Source organism: Haliovirga abyssi, assembly GCF_030295325.1.
In the GTDB taxonomy this organism is placed as follows: domain Bacteria; phylum Fusobacteriota; class Fusobacteriia; order Fusobacteriales; family Haliovirgaceae; genus Haliovirga; species Haliovirga abyssi.
In genome coordinates this window covers 1303481-1319447 of sequence record NZ_AP027059.1, presented here as the reverse complement: position 1 = coordinate 1319447, position 15967 = coordinate 1303481, and the positions used below count along the sequence as shown (strand labels likewise).

Genomic DNA, 15967 nt, shown 5'->3' with positions numbered 1-15967 from the left:
TTCAGGCTTTGGAGGCAATATGAATATAAATTTAATTTGCGTTGGGAAAATAAAAGAAAAATATTTGAAAGATGGAATTTTAGAGTATGAAAAGAGATTAAAGCTTTATGTGAAAACAAAAATTTATGAAATAAAAGATATTGGAAATGACCAAAACCGTAATTTAGTAAAAATAAATGAAGGTAAAAAAATCGTAGAAATATTAAATAAATTAAGAGGATATACAGTTCTTTTAGATTTAGATGGGAAAATGTTTGATTCAGAAAATTTTTCTAAAAAAATAGAAAAATTACAAATTCAAGGAAATGATACAATTAATTTTATTATAGGTGGATCATACGGGGTTTCAGAAGAAGTTAAAAAAAGAGTGGATTTAAGACTTAAATTTTCTGACTTTACATTTCCACATCAATTAATGAGATTGATTTTTTTTGAACAATTATACAGATGGTTTTCAATATTGAATAATTCAAAATATCATAAATGAGGGTGATAAGATGTACGCAGTTGGGGAAAGCTTCAGCTATACAATAGAAGAGGAAGAAATTGAAATTACAATTGTAGGAGATATATTTATTAGAGGAAAAGAATATATTATTGGAGAAACAGATGAGAGTGAAAAAATAGTTTTTGAATATATGGATGAAGAAGAAGAGGTTAAATATATTGAAGATGAAGAAGAAAAAGAGAAATTAATAAGTTATTGGGAAGAGGAATATTATGGAACTATAGAAGAAGTCAATTTTTGGGAAGATGAGTATTCAGATGAAGAAGTGATTTCTGGTAATAATGAGGAAAGCTACGAAGAAGACTATGAAAGTAAAGAGATAGATGAAGTAGAAGAAGAGGATTTGAATTCATATATTGATACATTAATTGATGAGAGTGATTAAATAATATAGAGAATCAGATTTTTTTAATAGAACGCGCTTGTAGCTCAGGGGATAGAGCAGCGGTTTCCTAAACCGTTAGCCGGAGGTTCAAATCCTCTCAAGCGCACCAATTACACAGGCTAACGCCTGTTATTTTTTAATTTGAGGTGTAGAATGGAATTAAGAATAAAGACCTTTGATGGAGATGGGAATAATTTTGATAAAGTTTTTGATACAAAAAAACAGAAGTTTGATAAAGGGATAAAATATGAATATAAAGATGAATTTGGAAGTAATATTATTTATGTAATAAAAAATAAAAAAATCCAAATTAAAAGGAAAGGTAAAATTAATAGTAATCAATTAATTGAAAAAAATAAGAAAACAAAATTTTTATATAAGACAGATTATTTAAATAAAGAGTTTTTATTAGAAACAAAAGATATTTTAATTCAAGATGAAATGTTAGAATTTGAATATCACATTTATGAAAATGAAAATTTAATAAACAAAATAAAAGTATTGATAAAAGAGGTGAACTAATGAAATATGTTGTAAAAATATATATACCAATGAATATATTTTATAAAGAGATAGAAATATTTGCAGACAATATGTATGTAGCAAAACAAATTGGAAATAAAATTTTTAAAGAAGAATTTGAAAAAAGCAAAAAAAATGATGGCAACTATATAATAGAGCCAAGATAGGTGGTAATATGAATAAAATAAAAAGAATAAGATTATTTATCATATTTATGTTATTAATATATTCGATTTCATTTTCAGAAGAGAAAAAAAATGTAGCAGATGATATAATAATAGAAAACCCTATAACTGTTGGAGATAGATTGATTATACATAATCAAAATAATGAAGAAAGAGATTGGTCTTTAATAAAAAAACCGATTTTTTCAAATTTGCAATTTAATTTAAAAAAAACCAAATTAAATATAAATTTGGATATTGCAGGGGAATATAAGATAAAAAGTAATGATGATTTGAATAACTATAAGATTAAAACAGTTGTAGCTAACCCAGTTTATGATGAAAAAAATTTGTTGGAAGAATTTGAAAATGGATATAAAGAAAAAAAACTAAATTTAACAATTAAGATATTTGAAAAAACAAAAAATAATTTTCCAAATAATATTAATTTAAAAAAAGAAGCAGAAGATATAGTGAAATTATCAAATGAAAAAGAAGAATATAATATTTTGGAAAAATATAGCTTGTTTATTTTAGAGAATTTTAAATTAAGCTATGAAGATGAGTATTATTTTTTAAAAAATTTATATAACAGCAGTCTTAAAATAGGTGATATTAATATTGAGGGATATTCATTAAAAAAATTAATATTTTTTGATGAAAGATATAAAAAAGAATTAGGACTATATTATTTGAATAATAATATAGATAAAAAAAAGGGGATAGAAATATTAGAAGGTTATTATAATATTTTTTTAGATAAATCTATTGCGGAGATTTTAGGAGATTATTATTTAACTATAGATGAAAAAAAATCTATAGTTTATTATAAAAAATCTAATTTGTATAAGTTATCTAATATTTATTTGAAAAATGGAGAAATAAATAAAATTAAAAATATAATAGAGAATATTCCTGATGATGAAAAAAAGGATATTTTGTCTGAAATTGATAATTATAAAAAAGATATAAAATTAAAAGAGTATTATAAAAAAGCGAAAAAATCATTAAAAAAATATAATTTATCATTAGCCAAAATTTATTATAATAAGATTTTGTTAGAAGTTCCAAAAGAAGAGTTATTAAAAAAAATATACTTTGATTTAGGGCAATTAAATTTTTTGAAGAAAGATTATGTGGCAAGTTTAAAATATTTTAATAAAAATATAATTTTAAAAGGGGAAATAAAAGCTCCAGAAGAATTATATAATATAGCTGTTATATATTATGAAGAGGGAAATTATGAGAAAAGTATAAGTGAATTTGATAAATTAATAAACTTATTTCCAAATACAATATGGGAAGTAAAAGCAAATATTTATAAAATAAAATTTAGCAACAGAAAGGAGAATTAAGCAATGCCAAATCAAGGAAAAGAATTAAATCAAGTTATGAAATTAAAATTGCAAAGAATAAAAGAGTTAGAAGAGATGGGGTTAGAGCCATATGGTAGAAAGTATGATAAAAAAAATAATATAATAGATATTATGGATATGTTTGAAGAAGAAAAAGAAGTTGTTGTAAAAACAGCAGGAAGAATAATGGCGTATAGAAGACAAGGAAAAGCAAGTTTTGGACATGTAGAAGATACAACAGGTAAAATTCAATATTATATAAGAAAAGATGAAGTAGGAGAAGATGCTTACGAAATTTATAAAAAAATGGCTGTTGGAGATTTTATAGGTATTGAAGGTATATTATTTAAAACTCATACAGGAGAGATAACAATTCGTATACAAAATTTTGAATTGCTTTCAAAGAACATGAGGCCTTTGCCTGAAAAATTTCATGGATTAACAGATGTAGAAACAAGATACAGACAAAGATATGTAGATTTAATAATGAATAGAGAAGTAAAAGAAACATTTTTAGTTAGAAGTAAAGTAATAAATTATATTAGAAAATATTTAGAAAAAAGAAACTTTTTAGAAGTTGAAACTCCAATGTTACATCCAGTGGCAGGTGGAGCAACTGCAAAACCATTTATAACATATCATAATACATTGGATATGGAACTATATTTAAGAATAGCTCCAGAGTTATATTTAAAAAGATTAGTAGTTGGTGGATATGAAAGAGTTTTTGAAATAAATAGAAATTTTAGAAATGAAGGAATGTCTACAAGACACAATCCAGAATTTACAATGATGGAACTTTATCAAGCGTATGCTGACTATAATGATATGATGAATTTGACAGAAGAAATGGTATCTAATTTAGTGAAAGATATGTTTGGAAAAGAATCTATAGAGTATGAAGGTGTTGAAATAAATTTTGGAAAAGCTTGGAAAAGAATTACAATGATAGATGCAGTAAAGGAATATACAGGCGTTGATTTTAATGTTATAAAAACTCAAGAAGAAGCAAAAAAAGCGGCTGAAGAATTGGGAATAGAAATAGAAGAAAAGATGTCATATTTTAAAATATTAAATGAAATTTTTGAAGAAAGAGTAGAGAAAAAATTGATTCAGCCTACATTTATAACAGAATATCCAAAAGAGTTATCACCTTTATCTAAAAGTAAAAAAGATAGTGATGAGTTTGTAGATAGATTTGAATTATTTATGTATGGAAGAGAAATAGGAAATGCTTATTCAGAGTTAAATGATCCTATAGAACAAAAAAAGAGATTTATGGCACAATTATCTGAAAGAGAAGGCGGAGATGATGAAGCCCATATGATGGATGATGATTTTGTGCAAGCTTTAGAATATGGAATGCCTCCAACAGGTGGACTTGGGATAGGGATAGATAGATTAGTTATGTTGCTTACTAATGCTTCTTCTATAAGAGATGTAATATTTTTCCCACATATGAGAAAAAAATAAGAGATTAGGCAAGTTTTATGCTTGCCTTTTGTTTTTTATTTTTTACTAGGAAAGTATAAATTTATTCAGAAAATCTTTAAAAATTAGAAATAAAAGGAGGATATATGGTAGAATTATTTATAGCTACAAAACATATAAAAGAGAGAAAAAAGCAAAGTATAATTTCTGTAATAGGAATTGCAATAGGAATGATAGTTTTACTTGTGTCTCTTGGAATTGCCAGTGGACTTGATGAAAATATGATAAAAAATATATTATCTATGACAGCTCATATAACTCTTACAAATTCAGAAAGTTCTATATCAGATTATACAGAGATGGAGAAAAAAATTAGTTCTATAAAAGGTGTAAAAAGTGTAGCTGCAGTATATGATACACAAGGGATAATAAAATATGAGGATGTTTCTGGAAATTATGTTTCTGGAATTAGCATAAAGGGTATATCAGAAGAAGATGCTATAAAAAATCTTCACTTTGATAAAAAAATAATAAAAGGTCACTTGAAGTTTGATAAATTATCAAGTATAATAGTAGGGAAAGAACTTTTTAATGCATTAGGAGCAAAACTAGGAGATAAGGTAAAAATTATTTCTTCAGAAAATAAAGAGTTGAATTTAACAATAGTTGGAGTTTTTCAATCTGGATTTTATGATTTTGATACCTCTTTAGTAATAATACCTCTTAGGACAGTACAAATTTTATCAGATTCTGGAGATACAACAACTTCGTTAGAGGTGAAAATAAAAAATATATATGCTGCAAAAAAAATAGGAGAAGAAATATTTAATAAAACGGGATTAGCATATAGAACATGGTCAGAAAAAAATAGAAATTTATTAAGAGCTTTATCATTAGAAAAGATGGTTATGATACTTGTATTATCTTTGATAATAATAATATCAGGATTTGTAGTGGGTGTAATATTAAATACATTGGTAAGAGAAAAAACTAAAGATATTGGGGTATTAAGAGCAATTGGGTATAGTAAAGACAATATTATGAAAATATTCTTACTAGAAGGGTTGATTTTAGGAGTAGTTGGTATAATTTTAGGGATAGTAATTTCTGGGATAATATTATATATTTTAAAAACATACTCAATATCTTTTTTATCTCAGATATATTATATAGATAAATTACCAGTTAATATATCTTGGAGAGAGTTTGCTGTTGTTTCAGGAGCTACATTTATAATTGTATTGATCTCAAGTATTTTTCCAGCATATAAAGCAGCAAATTTAAAACCAGTGGAGGCATTAAAATATGAGTAACTCAATTTTAAAATTAGAAAATATAAAGAAAGAATATAAAGATAAAAAATTTACTGTAGGTGTTTTACATGATTTAAATCTAACTGTAGAAGAAGGTGATTTTATATCAATAATGGGAAAATCAGGCTCTGGAAAAAGTACATTGTTGAATATAATTGGAATCTTAGATGTTCCAACAGAAGGGAATGTATATTATAGAAAAGAAATTATAAACAATTTTACAGAAAAAAATAGAGATGAAATAAGAAATAAAATGTTAGGATTTATATTCCAATTTCATTATTTGCTACCAGAATTTACTGCATTAGAAAATGTAATGTTGCCAGCATTAATAAATAAAAAAAAATCTAAAGAAGAGGTAGAGGCAGAGGCAAAGAAATTATTAATAGATGTAGATATGGGACATAGATTAAATCATAAATCATCAGAGCTTTCTGGCGGGGAAAAACAAAGAGTTGCAATAGCTAGATCGTTAATAAATGAACCAGCATTGATTTTGGCAGATGAACCTACAGGAAATTTGGATGATGAAACAAGCGAACATATATACCAATTACTAAAAAAAATTAATATTGAAAAAAAACAAACAATAGTAGTTGTAACTCATAGCCGAGAATTGGGAGATATAACTAATAAAAAGTATATATTAAAAAAAGGAAAGCTTCAATTAGGAGGTTAGTATGTATTGTGAAAATATTTTTTATTTGAATTCAAACTTAGAAGAGATACAAAAAATGAGGTATGAATTTAGAAAATTATCAGAAAAATATAATTATGATTTTGAAACAATATATTATATTGAATTAGTTATAGGAGAGGCACTTGCAAATGCAATGAAATACGGGGTTGAATTTGATAAAAATAAAAAAATTCAATTTGAAATTAAACTCTCAGAAAAAGATGTAATGTTGATTATAAGATATAATGGAAATGGAGTTAATCAAAAAACAGTGGATGAACATGCGGTTTTAAAAAATCCAGAACAAGTTGAAGAGTTGGGAGATAATGGTAGAGGGATCTTTTTAATACATAAAATAATGGATAGAGTAGAATATGATAATTCAAAAGATGAAATTGAAATAAAAATGTATAAAGTTATAAAAAAAAGAGGAACTCCGGAAAAGGAGGTGCCTAATTAATAGGCAAACCGGAGCCCCATTTTATCAAAAAAAAGTTTAAATTCATATTATAGTAATATATAAGCAATTTAGTTTCAAAAAATATATTGAGGTAGGAAGGTAGTGCGAAAAAAAAGATAAAAAAGTTATCAAAAATAAAAAAAAAAAGAGGAAATAAAAAAAAAATGAGTATAATATAATTAGAACGATATTATAGCAGATCTAAAACTAAAAAACGGAAGGAGTGATACTTATGAGAATTATCATAAGTGGTAGACATTTAGAAATCACAGATGCAATAAGAAACTATGCAGAGAAAAAAATAGGAGGAATAAAAAAGTATTTTGAAAACATTTTAGAAATTGATATCACTTTGTCAGTGGAACACAGTAAAACAGAAGGAGATAAACATATTGCTGATGTATTATTATTTGCTAATGGTACAAAAATAAAAGCTGTATCAAGTGATAAAATTTTATATGCTGCAATTGATGAAGTTGTAGATGTTTTAGAGGTTCAAATAAAAAAATATAAAGAAAAACTAAAAAATAGACAACATCATCAAGAAAATATAAAAGAAATTTTTAGTAAATTAGAACCTAAAGAAGATGACAAAATGATAATTAAAAGTAGATTAATTTCACCAAAACCAATGAGTATTGAAGAAGCAATTTTACAAATGAACAGCTTAAACCAAGATTTTTATGCATTTATGAATCATGAAACTGAAGAGCTAAATGTAGTATATAAAAGAAAAGATGAAACATATGGACATATAGAACCTTCATGGGGGAAATAAAAAAGAAGGACAGGCTTTTTAGCCTGTCCTTTTCATAACTTATATAGTGAGGATAGCTTAAATCTTTATATTTTATTATAAAATGTGCAATAATTTAAAGTGCTTTTATAATAAAATATGAAATAAATTTTTTTAAGTGTTCTTTGAGTATTATATATTTAGATTTTTATAATATAGTTTTATAAAATAAAAAAAGTTATAGATAAAAGATAATAAGAACTCTTAAAAAGCGAGAAAAAAGTGAATACAACTAGTTGACAAATATGAATATCAATGTTATAATAATATTCGCCATACTAGCTGGGGAGATAGCGGTGCCCTGTAACTCACAACCCGCTTTAGTGAGAGTGAAGTCCGATACGAGAAGTATGTTGGTATAGCAGGAGTTGTTATAGTAATGTTGATAGTAGAGTCCTATACGGCAGAAACACGGGGAACCGTGTCAGGTCTGGAAGGAAGCAGCACTAACCCGCATTTTCTGGGTGTTATGGGGTAGCTTTACTTGAGTTATTTAACAAATTTCCGTATATTGATATGCTGCAAATATCGGTGTATGGCTCTTTTTATTTACTAGGAAAGTATAAATTTATTCAGAAAATAAGCTCCACCGTTTTTTTTTGAAATATGCGATTTTTTAAGTAAATAGAGAACTAATTTTAAGCCATTCGAATTAAAAAAATGTAAGTATACATAAAAGAGGGGATTTTTATGACAAATATATTAATTGGAATAGGAATTGTAATATCTTTATATTCTTTGCTTGCAATTTTTTTGACTGGAAATAAAAAGAAAAAAGTTATTAAAAATCATTCTACTAAAAATAATATAAATAAAGGGGAACTAGAGCTAGAATTTTTTGATTTAAAAAATCAAATAGTAGATTTAACAATGGAATTCAATAGAACAGCTAATTTTAATACAGATACTTTAGATAAGAAAATAATGACAATATCAGAATTAAATTTAAATTTAGATGAAAAAATAGTTAAGTCTACAAAATTAATAACAGATATGGATATTTTATATAGAAGATTACTAGAAGCGGAAGTAAATTTAAGTGAAAAATTAAAAAATATATCAAATGCAGAAGAAAAAATTTTAAGAATAAAGCCAAAAACAAAACCAATGATTAGGAATACAATAGGATATGAAGATGAAATAGTAGAATATTATAAAAGAGGATTAGATATATATGAGATTGCAGAGAAAATGGGAAAAAGTATGGGAGAAATTGAATTTGTATTAGGGTTAAAAAGGATGAGGTGAAAATAGGTGAGAAAATTTTTTGTATTAGGAATTGGAGTTGGATTTATCCTTGCAGGAATTTTTTTTTCATTTTTTGGAAATAATACGGGGAAAAGTAAAATAATAGAAACAAAATTAGAAAGCAGAAAACAACAGAAAGAAGTTTTGAAAGAACCAGTTTATTTTGTTCAATTAGGTGTATATAAACATTATGAAAGTTGTATGAATTTAATTGAGAAAATACCAGAAATAAAATTAAGAGTTATTTTTGAGAATGGATTATATAAAGTGATTACGCCTAAGTATAAAGAGTATTCAAAAGCGGAAGCTGTTGCAGAAGAGATTAAAAATAAATATAAAATAGATGTATATATAAAAAAAAAGCAGTCAATATAAAAATATTGATTGCTTTTTTAGAAAATTTTAATAGTTTTGACAATATATTTAAGATGTGATATACTTTAAAAGTATATTATAAGTAGTACAATTTTAAAAATTAAGTAATAGGGAGTGATAAAATGAAAAAATTTAATTTAGTAAATTTAGAAAAACCAAACTTATTAAGAAAAATGTTTCCATATACAGAAGTACCAAAAATGGAACTTGAAAGAAAAATAGTTTTGCCAGAAATTCCAGAAAAAATATGGATTACAGATACAACCTTTAGAGATGGACAGCAATCTATGGCACCATTTAAAGAAGAACATATTGTGAAATTATTTAAATATATGAATGAACTAGGCGGAGAAAATGGACTAATAAGGCAATCAGAATTCTTTTTGTATAGCGAGAGGGATAAAAAAGCAGTAGAAAAATGTAAAGAATTAAATCTTCCTTTTCCAGAAATAACAAGTTGGATAAGAGCTAAAAAAGAAGATTTTGAAATGGTAAAACAATTAGAATTAAAAGAAACTGGAATTTTGACTTCAGTTTCTGATTATCATATATATATGAAGCTAAAAAAAGATAGAAAAACTATTATAGAGCAATATCTTGATGTAGTAAGAACAGTTGTAGAAAATGGTGTTGTAGCTAGATGTCACTTAGAAGATATTACAAGAGCTGATTTTTATGGAGTGGTATTACCTTTTGTAGAAGAATTGATGAAAATAAGAGAGGAATCAGGGGTAGATGTAAAGGTTAGATTATGTGATACAATGGGATATGGAGTTCCATTTGCAGCAGCAAAATTACCGAGATCAGTGCCTAAAATGATATCTTTATTAAGAGAAGAGTTAGATGTGCCTTCTCATCTTATAGAATGGCATGGGCATAATGATTTTCATAAAGTATTGGTAAATGGAACAGCGGCATGGATGTATGGAGCAGCTGGAGTAAATGGGACATTACTTGGAATTGGAGAGAGAACAGGGAATCCGCCAATTGAAGCTCTAGTTATGGATTATTTATCTTTGAAAGGAAAAGATGAGACCTTAAATACTCAAATAATCACAGAGATTGCTGAATTTATGCAAAATGAGATGAAAATACAAGTTTCTTCAAGATATCCATTTGTTGGAAGAGATTTTAATGTTACAAAAGCAGGAATTCATGCTGATGGAATTATGAAAAATGAGGAGATATACAATATATTTGATACAACTGGAATATTAAACAGACCGCTTAGAGTTACAATTACAGACAAATCAGGTGTAGCTGGAATAGCTCATTGGATTAATTCGAATTTGAATCCTAAAAAAGAAGTTAGTAAAAAGCATCCAGGAGTTACAAATATATATAAATGGATACAAAATGAATATGATAATGGAAGAATAACAGCTATTTCAGACGAAGAGATGTTAAGATTATCTAAAAAATATATGACTGAATTAGTTAAAACTGGTTTTGAGGAGTTAGAAGAAAAATCAGATAAAGTAGCTAGGGAAATAGTGGAAAGATATGCAGCTAAACCTGAAATTATGAGTATGGATTCAGATAGAATAACAGAGGTATTGGAAAATTTAATAAAAAACAACAGATATGTTCAAATGGCATATGTTACTGATGAAGATGGAATACAAATAACAGATAATATTGCTCAACCTTGGATAGAAAGAGCACATGATATATCTAAAAAAGGAGATAATAGAAGAGAAAGAGAATGGTATAAATTAGTAGTTAAAGATGGAGATACTCATTTAACAGAATATTATATTTCTCAAACCACTTCAAAGCTTTGTGTTACAGCTTCTGCTTCTATTACAAATTCAAATGGAGAATTTGTAGGAATTTTGGGGATTGATTTTAATTTTACAGATTTAACAGGTGTTGCAGATGATAAAGAAAAGTTGATCTGATATGAAGGACTTTGAATCCAGAGGAGGCAATAGAAAATGAAATTATTAAAAAAATTATATTCGTTTTAATAAATTTAGTTGTGATTTTGGTATGGTGGAATTTTAGCTTTGGAATTTTAGGATTATTAGGAGTAATAATTTTTGAAGTCGTATTATGGGTTGCGTATGGATATCTATTTGATAATTTAAAAGCATAAAAAAAGACCTTATATAAGGTCTTTTTTTATGCTACATATTCAATTTTTCTTTTTAATAATGATTCTGCAATAGCAGTAGAAGCTTCTTTTGTATAAAATTGATTTTTTTCAATCTTTTTAGCTAATTTATTGATCTGTTGTTTATAATCATAATCTTGTTGTACATCTTTAATTTTTTTAGTTTTTATGTTTTTAAAATCAATTTTAGAACTATTAGATTCAGACTTTTTTTCTGGAACTTTTGTAAAATCAAAATTATTATAATGATTTTGATTGGTTGATATATTATTAGCTATATACATTTTCATCACCCTCCTTGGATTTATAATAAAAGTTCCTCCGTGAGCTTTTATTTTATTTATTTTCATATTAAAAATATCGGAATTTAGAAATAAAACTTTAGGAAAAAAAGCGCAATAAAATACTTGACTAATATTATAAATTATTATATAATTATATTATAATATTTAATTTCTTTTGTGAATAAATATTTAATGACAAAACTATCAATATATTGTATAATACCTTTGTTTTTCTAAAAGATATGAACAAATAAAATATTAATATAATATGAAAAAATTTGAAAGGATGTGAAAAAATGTTAAAAGTTCGTAATATGCATGTTTTTAGAGGAGAAAAAGAGATATTGCAAGATATAAATTTACATTTTGAAAAAGGAAAGATATATAGCATTTTGGGAAGTAATGGAGCAGGAAAAAGTACATTGGCAAGAACTTTAATTGGATTTGAAAAAATAGAAAAAGGGTCTATAATATTAAATTCCAAAGATATAACAAAATTTTCAATAACAGAAAGAGCAAAAGCAGGGATGACAATTGCATTGCAAGAACCTGCAAGATTTGAAGGGATGAGTGTGAAAGATTATTTGACTTTGGGAGGAAGATTTTCTGGTGATAATTTAAAAGATATTTTTGAACTTGTTGGGTTAGAATATAAAAAATATATTTATAGAAATGTAGATGATAGCTTAAGTGGTGGAGAAAGGAAAAGAGTTGAATTAGCTTCAGTTTTGATGATGAATCCAAAAATAGCTATTTTTGATGAACCAGACTCTGGAATTGATGCTTTATCTATTCCAAATATCGTGAATATATTAAATTATATAAAAAATAAAGGGAACACAGCTATAGTTATAACTCATAACGAAGATATTGCAGCAATAGTCGACTATGCTTATTTAATTTGTGATAAAACAATAAAGAAAACTGGAAAACCTTTAGAAATTTCAAATTATTTTAAAAGAACTTGTACAAATTGTGATTTTAAACCAGGAGAATATTCTGATAAAGTTAGAATTGAAGAAAGGAGCCAAAAAAATGACTAATCAAGATAATATGGATAAAGAATTTGAAGCACTAGTTAATGCAGTAGAAAAAACTGGAGCTGATAAAAATATATTTAAAGGAACGCAAAATGGATTTATGTTAGTCGATAAGAATAAGGTATTAGGATTGAATACAGTAGAAGGGCTTGAAGTAAATGCTGAAGAGATAGAGAATGGAATAAAGGCAAAAATTAGAGTCTTGAAAGGGTATAAATTAGAAAAGCCGGTTCATATGTGTTTTGGAATTACTGGAGATATAGGAGAACAAATTATAGAGTCTGAATACTTATTAGAAGAGGGTTCAGAAGCTAAATTTATTTCACACTGTTCTTTTCCCAATGCAATAAATGTAATACATAAAATGACATCTAAAATAAAAATTGAAAAAAATGCAAAGATGAAATATGAAGAAGTTCATTATCATAGTGAAACAGGCGGAGTTGAAGTGATACCTTATACAGAAGCGGTAGTAGAAGATGGGGGTTACTTTAGAAGTGATTTTAAATTAGTAAAAGGAAGAGTTGGAAAACTAGATATATATTATAATTTTAGTTTGAAGGATAGAGCTATAGCTGAAATGGATAGTAAAATATATGGAAAAAAAGATGATATTATAAAAGTTAAAGAAATTATTTCGCTAGATGGAGAAGAAAGCAAAGGGACAGTAAAAGCAAGAGTTTTTGCATCAGATAATACATATAGTGAGGTATATACAGAAATATATGGAAACGCTCCATATTGCAAAGGGCATGTTGATTGTGTTGAAGTTGTAAAAGGGAAAAATGCAGAAGTTTCTGCAATTCCAATTATAAAAGTTACAAATGATTTGGCTGAATTGACTCACGAAGCAAGTATTGGAAGAGTAAATAAAAAAGAGTTAGAAACACTTATGGCAAGAGGATTAGATGAAGATGAAGCTACAGATATGATTGTAAAAGGTATGTTAAAATAAATCTTGACTTTATAAAAAAAAGATTGTATAATAAAAACATATTCTAATATTATAATATTTCAAGGAGGAGAAAAATGGGATTATTAAAAGATACAGATATTAAATTTTTAAAAGAAAAATTTGGAAAAGAATTAGGAAAAGAGGTAACTGTAATAGCGTTTACTTCAGAAAATCAAAATAAAGAAAATAATGATACATTTAAAGATATTTTAACAGAGGTTTCCGATTTGGATGAAAGAATTAAATTAGAATTTTATTCAGAAGAGGATAAAGAATTAGTAGAAAAATATGGAATTACAATGTATCCAGCATTTGCAATGGTTGGAGAAAAAGATTATGGAGTTAGATTTTATGGGATACCATCAGGGTACGAATTTGCAGCTTTAATAGAAAACTTAATAGATATTTCTAAAGATAAAAGTGCTTTAGCAACTGATCTTTTAGAAGAAGTAAAATCAATAGATAAAGAGATAACAATAAAAGTATTTGTAACACCAACTTGCCCTCACTGCCCAGGAGCAGCAAGAAAAGCACATATGTTTGCTATGGAAAATGAAAATATATTAGGAGAAGCAATAGAAGCTAATGAATTTCCAGTTGTATCTCAAAAATATGGAGTAATGGCTGTTCCAAAAATAGTTATAGAATCTAAAGATGGAAAGTCAGTTAGTTTTGAAGGGAATTATCCTGAAGCTCATTTTATAGAAAAAATAAAAGAGTTGATGAAATAATGAGTAATAATATAGATACGGATAGAGCTGTACTCGTATTAAAAATGATGGCAAATGAAACTAGATTAAAAATTTTATATTTATTAAAAAAAAATGAAGATGGTATTTGTGTAGGAAATATGGAAGAGATTTTAAATATACCACAATCAAGCGTTAGTCAACATTTAGCTCATTTGAGGAATAGTGGTATAATATCATGTAAAAAAGATGGAAAAAAAGTTTGTTATAAGATATCAGATAAAACAGCAGAAAAAATATTATTACAATTAGAACTCGCTGATATAGAGGAGGGATAAAATGGATTTTAGTTTGGGGCTAAATACAGAAAATGCTCATGAATATGACAAGTATGATGTGGTTATAATAGGTGGTGGACCAGCAGGACTTTCTGCAGCGTTATATACAGCAAGAGCAAATTTTTCTACTTTGGTTATTGAAAAAGAGAATGAAGGAGCTTTATTAATGGCTCATCAAATAGATAATTATATTGGGTTTGATAAAGGACATTCTGGAAAAGAATTATATGAAAATATGAAAAATCATGCAAAAAAATTTGGAGTAGATTTTAAAAATGCTACTTTATTTGAAATAGATCCAATGTCTTCACCTAAAACAATAAAAACAAGTAGTCAATCTTATCAAGCAGATGCGATTATTGTCGCAACTGGAAAAGGAGATAAACAAGGAAAAAAATATTTAGGAGAAGAGGAATATTTAGGTAAAGGTGTATCCTATTGTGCAACTTGTGATGGAGCATTTTTTAAAGATATGACAGTTTCAGTTTTTGGAAATGGAGATGAAGCAGCAGAAGAAGCACTATTTTTAACAAGATATGCGAGTAAAGTTTTATTTTTCATAAAAGAAGATGAGATAAAATGTGAACCAGATTTGAAAAATAGTTTAGAAAGTAATGAAAAAATAGAATTAATAACAAATGCGAATTTAGAAGAAATAAAAGGAACTGAATTTGTAGAAAAAGTAATTGTTAATATAGATGGGGATAAAAAAGAGTATGATTCTTCAGCAGCTTTTTTATATTTAGGGACTAAATCAAGTTTAGATTTATATGCTACATTTGCAAAACTTGATTCAAAAGGCTTTATTGAAACTAAAGAAAATATGGAAACTTTAGTAGAAGGAATATATGCAGCAGGAGATATTAGAAAAAAAGAGGTAAGACAAGTAGTAACAGCTGCTTCTGATGGAGCTATTGCTGGAATTAGTGCAGTAAAACATTTAATGAAAATAAGACAAAAATAGATAAAAATAAAAGAGCAAGGCTATATTATATATAACTTTGCTCTTTTATTTTTTATAATTAAAAAAAACAACTATTAATAATTAATAGTTGTTTGGAATTAATATATGGTGGGCCTAATTGGATTCGAACCAATGACCACTCGGTTATGAGCCGAGTGCTCTAACCAACTGAGCTATAGGCCCTTTTTCAAAGACGAAAATTATTATAACAGATATGTTATAATAATTCAATGTTGATTAGAGGCAAAGAAATTGAAGATTAGAAGTTTTAAAAAAAATATAACTCTATATATGGCTTTTTCTCTAGGAAGAATTATAGAAGTTAATCATTTAAAAAATATTTAT

At 26.3% G+C, this 15967-nt stretch carries 20 protein-coding genes, 2 tRNA genes and 1 other RNA gene; 21 read left to right on the top strand and 2 right to left on the bottom strand.

What is annotated here, in order from left to right; genetic code table 11:
• Positions 1-19 precede the first annotated feature (19 nt).
• From rlmH to RDY08_RS05860, 16 genes are all read left to right on the top strand, one after another.
• A complete protein-coding gene (rlmH, locus tag RDY08_RS05935) occupies positions 20-487 on the top strand; it encodes a 23S rRNA (pseudouridine(1915)-N(3))-methyltransferase RlmH (RefSeq protein ID WP_307903455.1) in 468 nt (155 codons plus the stop codon).
• 10 nt (positions 488-497) lie between these two features.
• A complete protein-coding gene (locus RDY08_RS05930) occupies positions 498-893 on the top strand; it encodes a hypothetical protein (RefSeq protein WP_307903454.1) in 396 nt (131 codons plus the stop codon).
• 33 nt (positions 894-926) lie between these two features.
• Positions 927-1002, top strand: a tRNA-Arg gene (locus RDY08_RS05925).
• Positions 1003-1046: 44 nt separating this feature from the next.
• Entirely contained in the window at positions 1047-1415 is a 369-nt protein-coding gene (locus RDY08_RS05920) for a YwiB family protein (RefSeq protein ID WP_307903453.1), read from the top strand.
• A complete protein-coding gene (locus RDY08_RS05915) occupies positions 1415-1582 on the top strand; it encodes a hypothetical protein (RefSeq protein ID WP_307903452.1) in 168 nt (55 codons plus the stop codon). Before RDY08_RS05920 ends, RDY08_RS05915 begins: the two co-directional genes overlap by 1 nt.
• Before the next feature lie 8 nt (positions 1583-1590).
• Positions 1591-2934: a tetratricopeptide repeat protein gene (locus tag RDY08_RS05910; protein ID WP_307903451.1), complete on the top strand. Its 1344-nt coding sequence runs from the start codon at positions 1591-1593 to the stop codon at positions 2932-2934.
• Between the two features lie 3 nt (positions 2935-2937).
• Positions 2938-4407, top strand: coding sequence for a lysine--tRNA ligase (lysS, locus tag RDY08_RS05905; RefSeq protein WP_307903450.1), 1470 nt, complete (start codon positions 2938-2940; stop codon positions 4405-4407).
• Between the two features lie 104 nt (positions 4408-4511).
• The gene (locus RDY08_RS05900) at positions 4512-5678 is read left to right on the top strand and encodes an ABC transporter permease (RefSeq protein ID WP_307903449.1); all 1167 of its coding nucleotides are present in this window, start codon (positions 4512-4514) and stop codon (positions 5676-5678) included.
• Positions 5671-6357, top strand: coding sequence for an ABC transporter ATP-binding protein (locus tag RDY08_RS05895; RefSeq protein WP_307903448.1), 687 nt, complete (start codon positions 5671-5673; stop codon positions 6355-6357). Before RDY08_RS05900 ends, RDY08_RS05895 begins: the two co-directional genes overlap by 8 nt.
• Before the next feature lies 1 nt (position 6358).
• The gene (locus RDY08_RS05890; RefSeq protein ID WP_307903447.1) at positions 6359-6817 is read left to right on the top strand and encodes an ATP-binding protein; all 459 of its coding nucleotides are present in this window, start codon (positions 6359-6361) and stop codon (positions 6815-6817) included.
• A gap of 232 nt (positions 6818-7049) precedes the next feature.
• Positions 7050-7595 carry a ribosome hibernation-promoting factor, HPF/YfiA family gene (gene hpf, locus RDY08_RS05885; protein WP_307903446.1) on the top strand — a complete coding sequence of 182 codons (546 nt, stop codon included), beginning with the start codon at positions 7050-7052 and terminating at the stop codon, positions 7593-7595.
• Between the two features lie 291 nt (positions 7596-7886).
• An RNA gene (gene ffs, locus RDY08_RS05880) (signal recognition particle sRNA large type) lies at positions 7887-8152 on the top strand.
• 151 nt (positions 8153-8303) lie between these two features.
• Positions 8304-8861, top strand: coding sequence for a hypothetical protein (locus tag RDY08_RS05875; RefSeq protein WP_307903445.1), 558 nt, complete (start codon positions 8304-8306; stop codon positions 8859-8861).
• A gap of 6 nt (positions 8862-8867) precedes the next feature.
• A complete protein-coding gene (locus RDY08_RS05870) occupies positions 8868-9236 on the top strand; it encodes an SPOR domain-containing protein (RefSeq protein ID WP_307903444.1) in 369 nt (122 codons plus the stop codon).
• 122 nt (positions 9237-9358) lie between these two features.
• On the top strand, positions 9359-11137 hold the full coding sequence (locus tag RDY08_RS05865; protein WP_307903443.1) for a triose-phosphate isomerase: 1779 nt from the start codon (positions 9359-9361) through the stop codon (positions 11135-11137).
• Positions 11138-11148: 11 nt separating this feature from the next.
• Positions 11149-11334, top strand: a complete 186-nt coding sequence (locus RDY08_RS05860; RefSeq protein ID WP_307903442.1) for a hypothetical protein — start codon at positions 11149-11151, stop codon at positions 11332-11334.
• A 26-nt stretch (positions 11335-11360) separates the two neighbouring features.
• Here RDY08_RS05860 and RDY08_RS05855 read toward each other — a convergent pair whose 3' ends face one another.
• A complete protein-coding gene (locus RDY08_RS05855) occupies positions 11361-11636 on the bottom strand; it encodes a hypothetical protein (protein ID WP_307903441.1) in 276 nt (91 codons plus the stop codon).
• A gap of 296 nt (positions 11637-11932) precedes the next feature.
• On the opposite strand from RDY08_RS05855, the gene RDY08_RS05850 reads away from it, so the two are divergent.
• The 5 genes from RDY08_RS05850 (at position 11933) to RDY08_RS05830 (ending at position 15622) form a co-directional block, all read left to right on the top strand.
• Positions 11933-12679 (top strand): ATP-binding cassette domain-containing protein, encoded by a 747-nt coding sequence (locus RDY08_RS05850; RefSeq protein ID WP_307903440.1) that lies wholly within the window; start codon positions 11933-11935, stop codon positions 12677-12679.
• Positions 12672-13631 carry a SufB/SufD family protein gene (locus tag RDY08_RS05845; RefSeq protein ID WP_307903439.1) on the top strand — a complete coding sequence of 320 codons (960 nt, stop codon included), beginning with the start codon at positions 12672-12674 and terminating at the stop codon, positions 13629-13631. Before RDY08_RS05850 ends, RDY08_RS05845 begins: the two co-directional genes overlap by 8 nt.
• Positions 13632-13705: 74 nt before the next feature.
• Positions 13706-14362, top strand: coding sequence for a protein disulfide oxidoreductase (gene pdo, locus RDY08_RS05840; RefSeq protein WP_307903438.1), 657 nt, complete (start codon positions 13706-13708; stop codon positions 14360-14362).
• Positions 14362-14658, top strand: a complete 297-nt coding sequence (locus tag RDY08_RS05835; RefSeq protein WP_307903437.1) for an ArsR/SmtB family transcription factor — start codon at positions 14362-14364, stop codon at positions 14656-14658. The genes pdo and RDY08_RS05835 overlap by 1 nt, the downstream gene beginning before the upstream one ends.
• Position 14659: 1 nt before the next feature.
• Entirely contained in the window at positions 14660-15622 is a 963-nt protein-coding gene (locus RDY08_RS05830; protein ID WP_307903436.1) for an NAD(P)/FAD-dependent oxidoreductase, read from the top strand.
• A 106-nt stretch (positions 15623-15728) separates the two neighbouring features.
• On the opposite strand, the gene RDY08_RS05825 is transcribed toward RDY08_RS05830, so the two are convergent.
• Positions 15729-15805: transfer RNA gene (locus RDY08_RS05825), tRNA-Ile, on the bottom strand.
• Positions 15806-15967 lie beyond the last annotated feature (162 nt).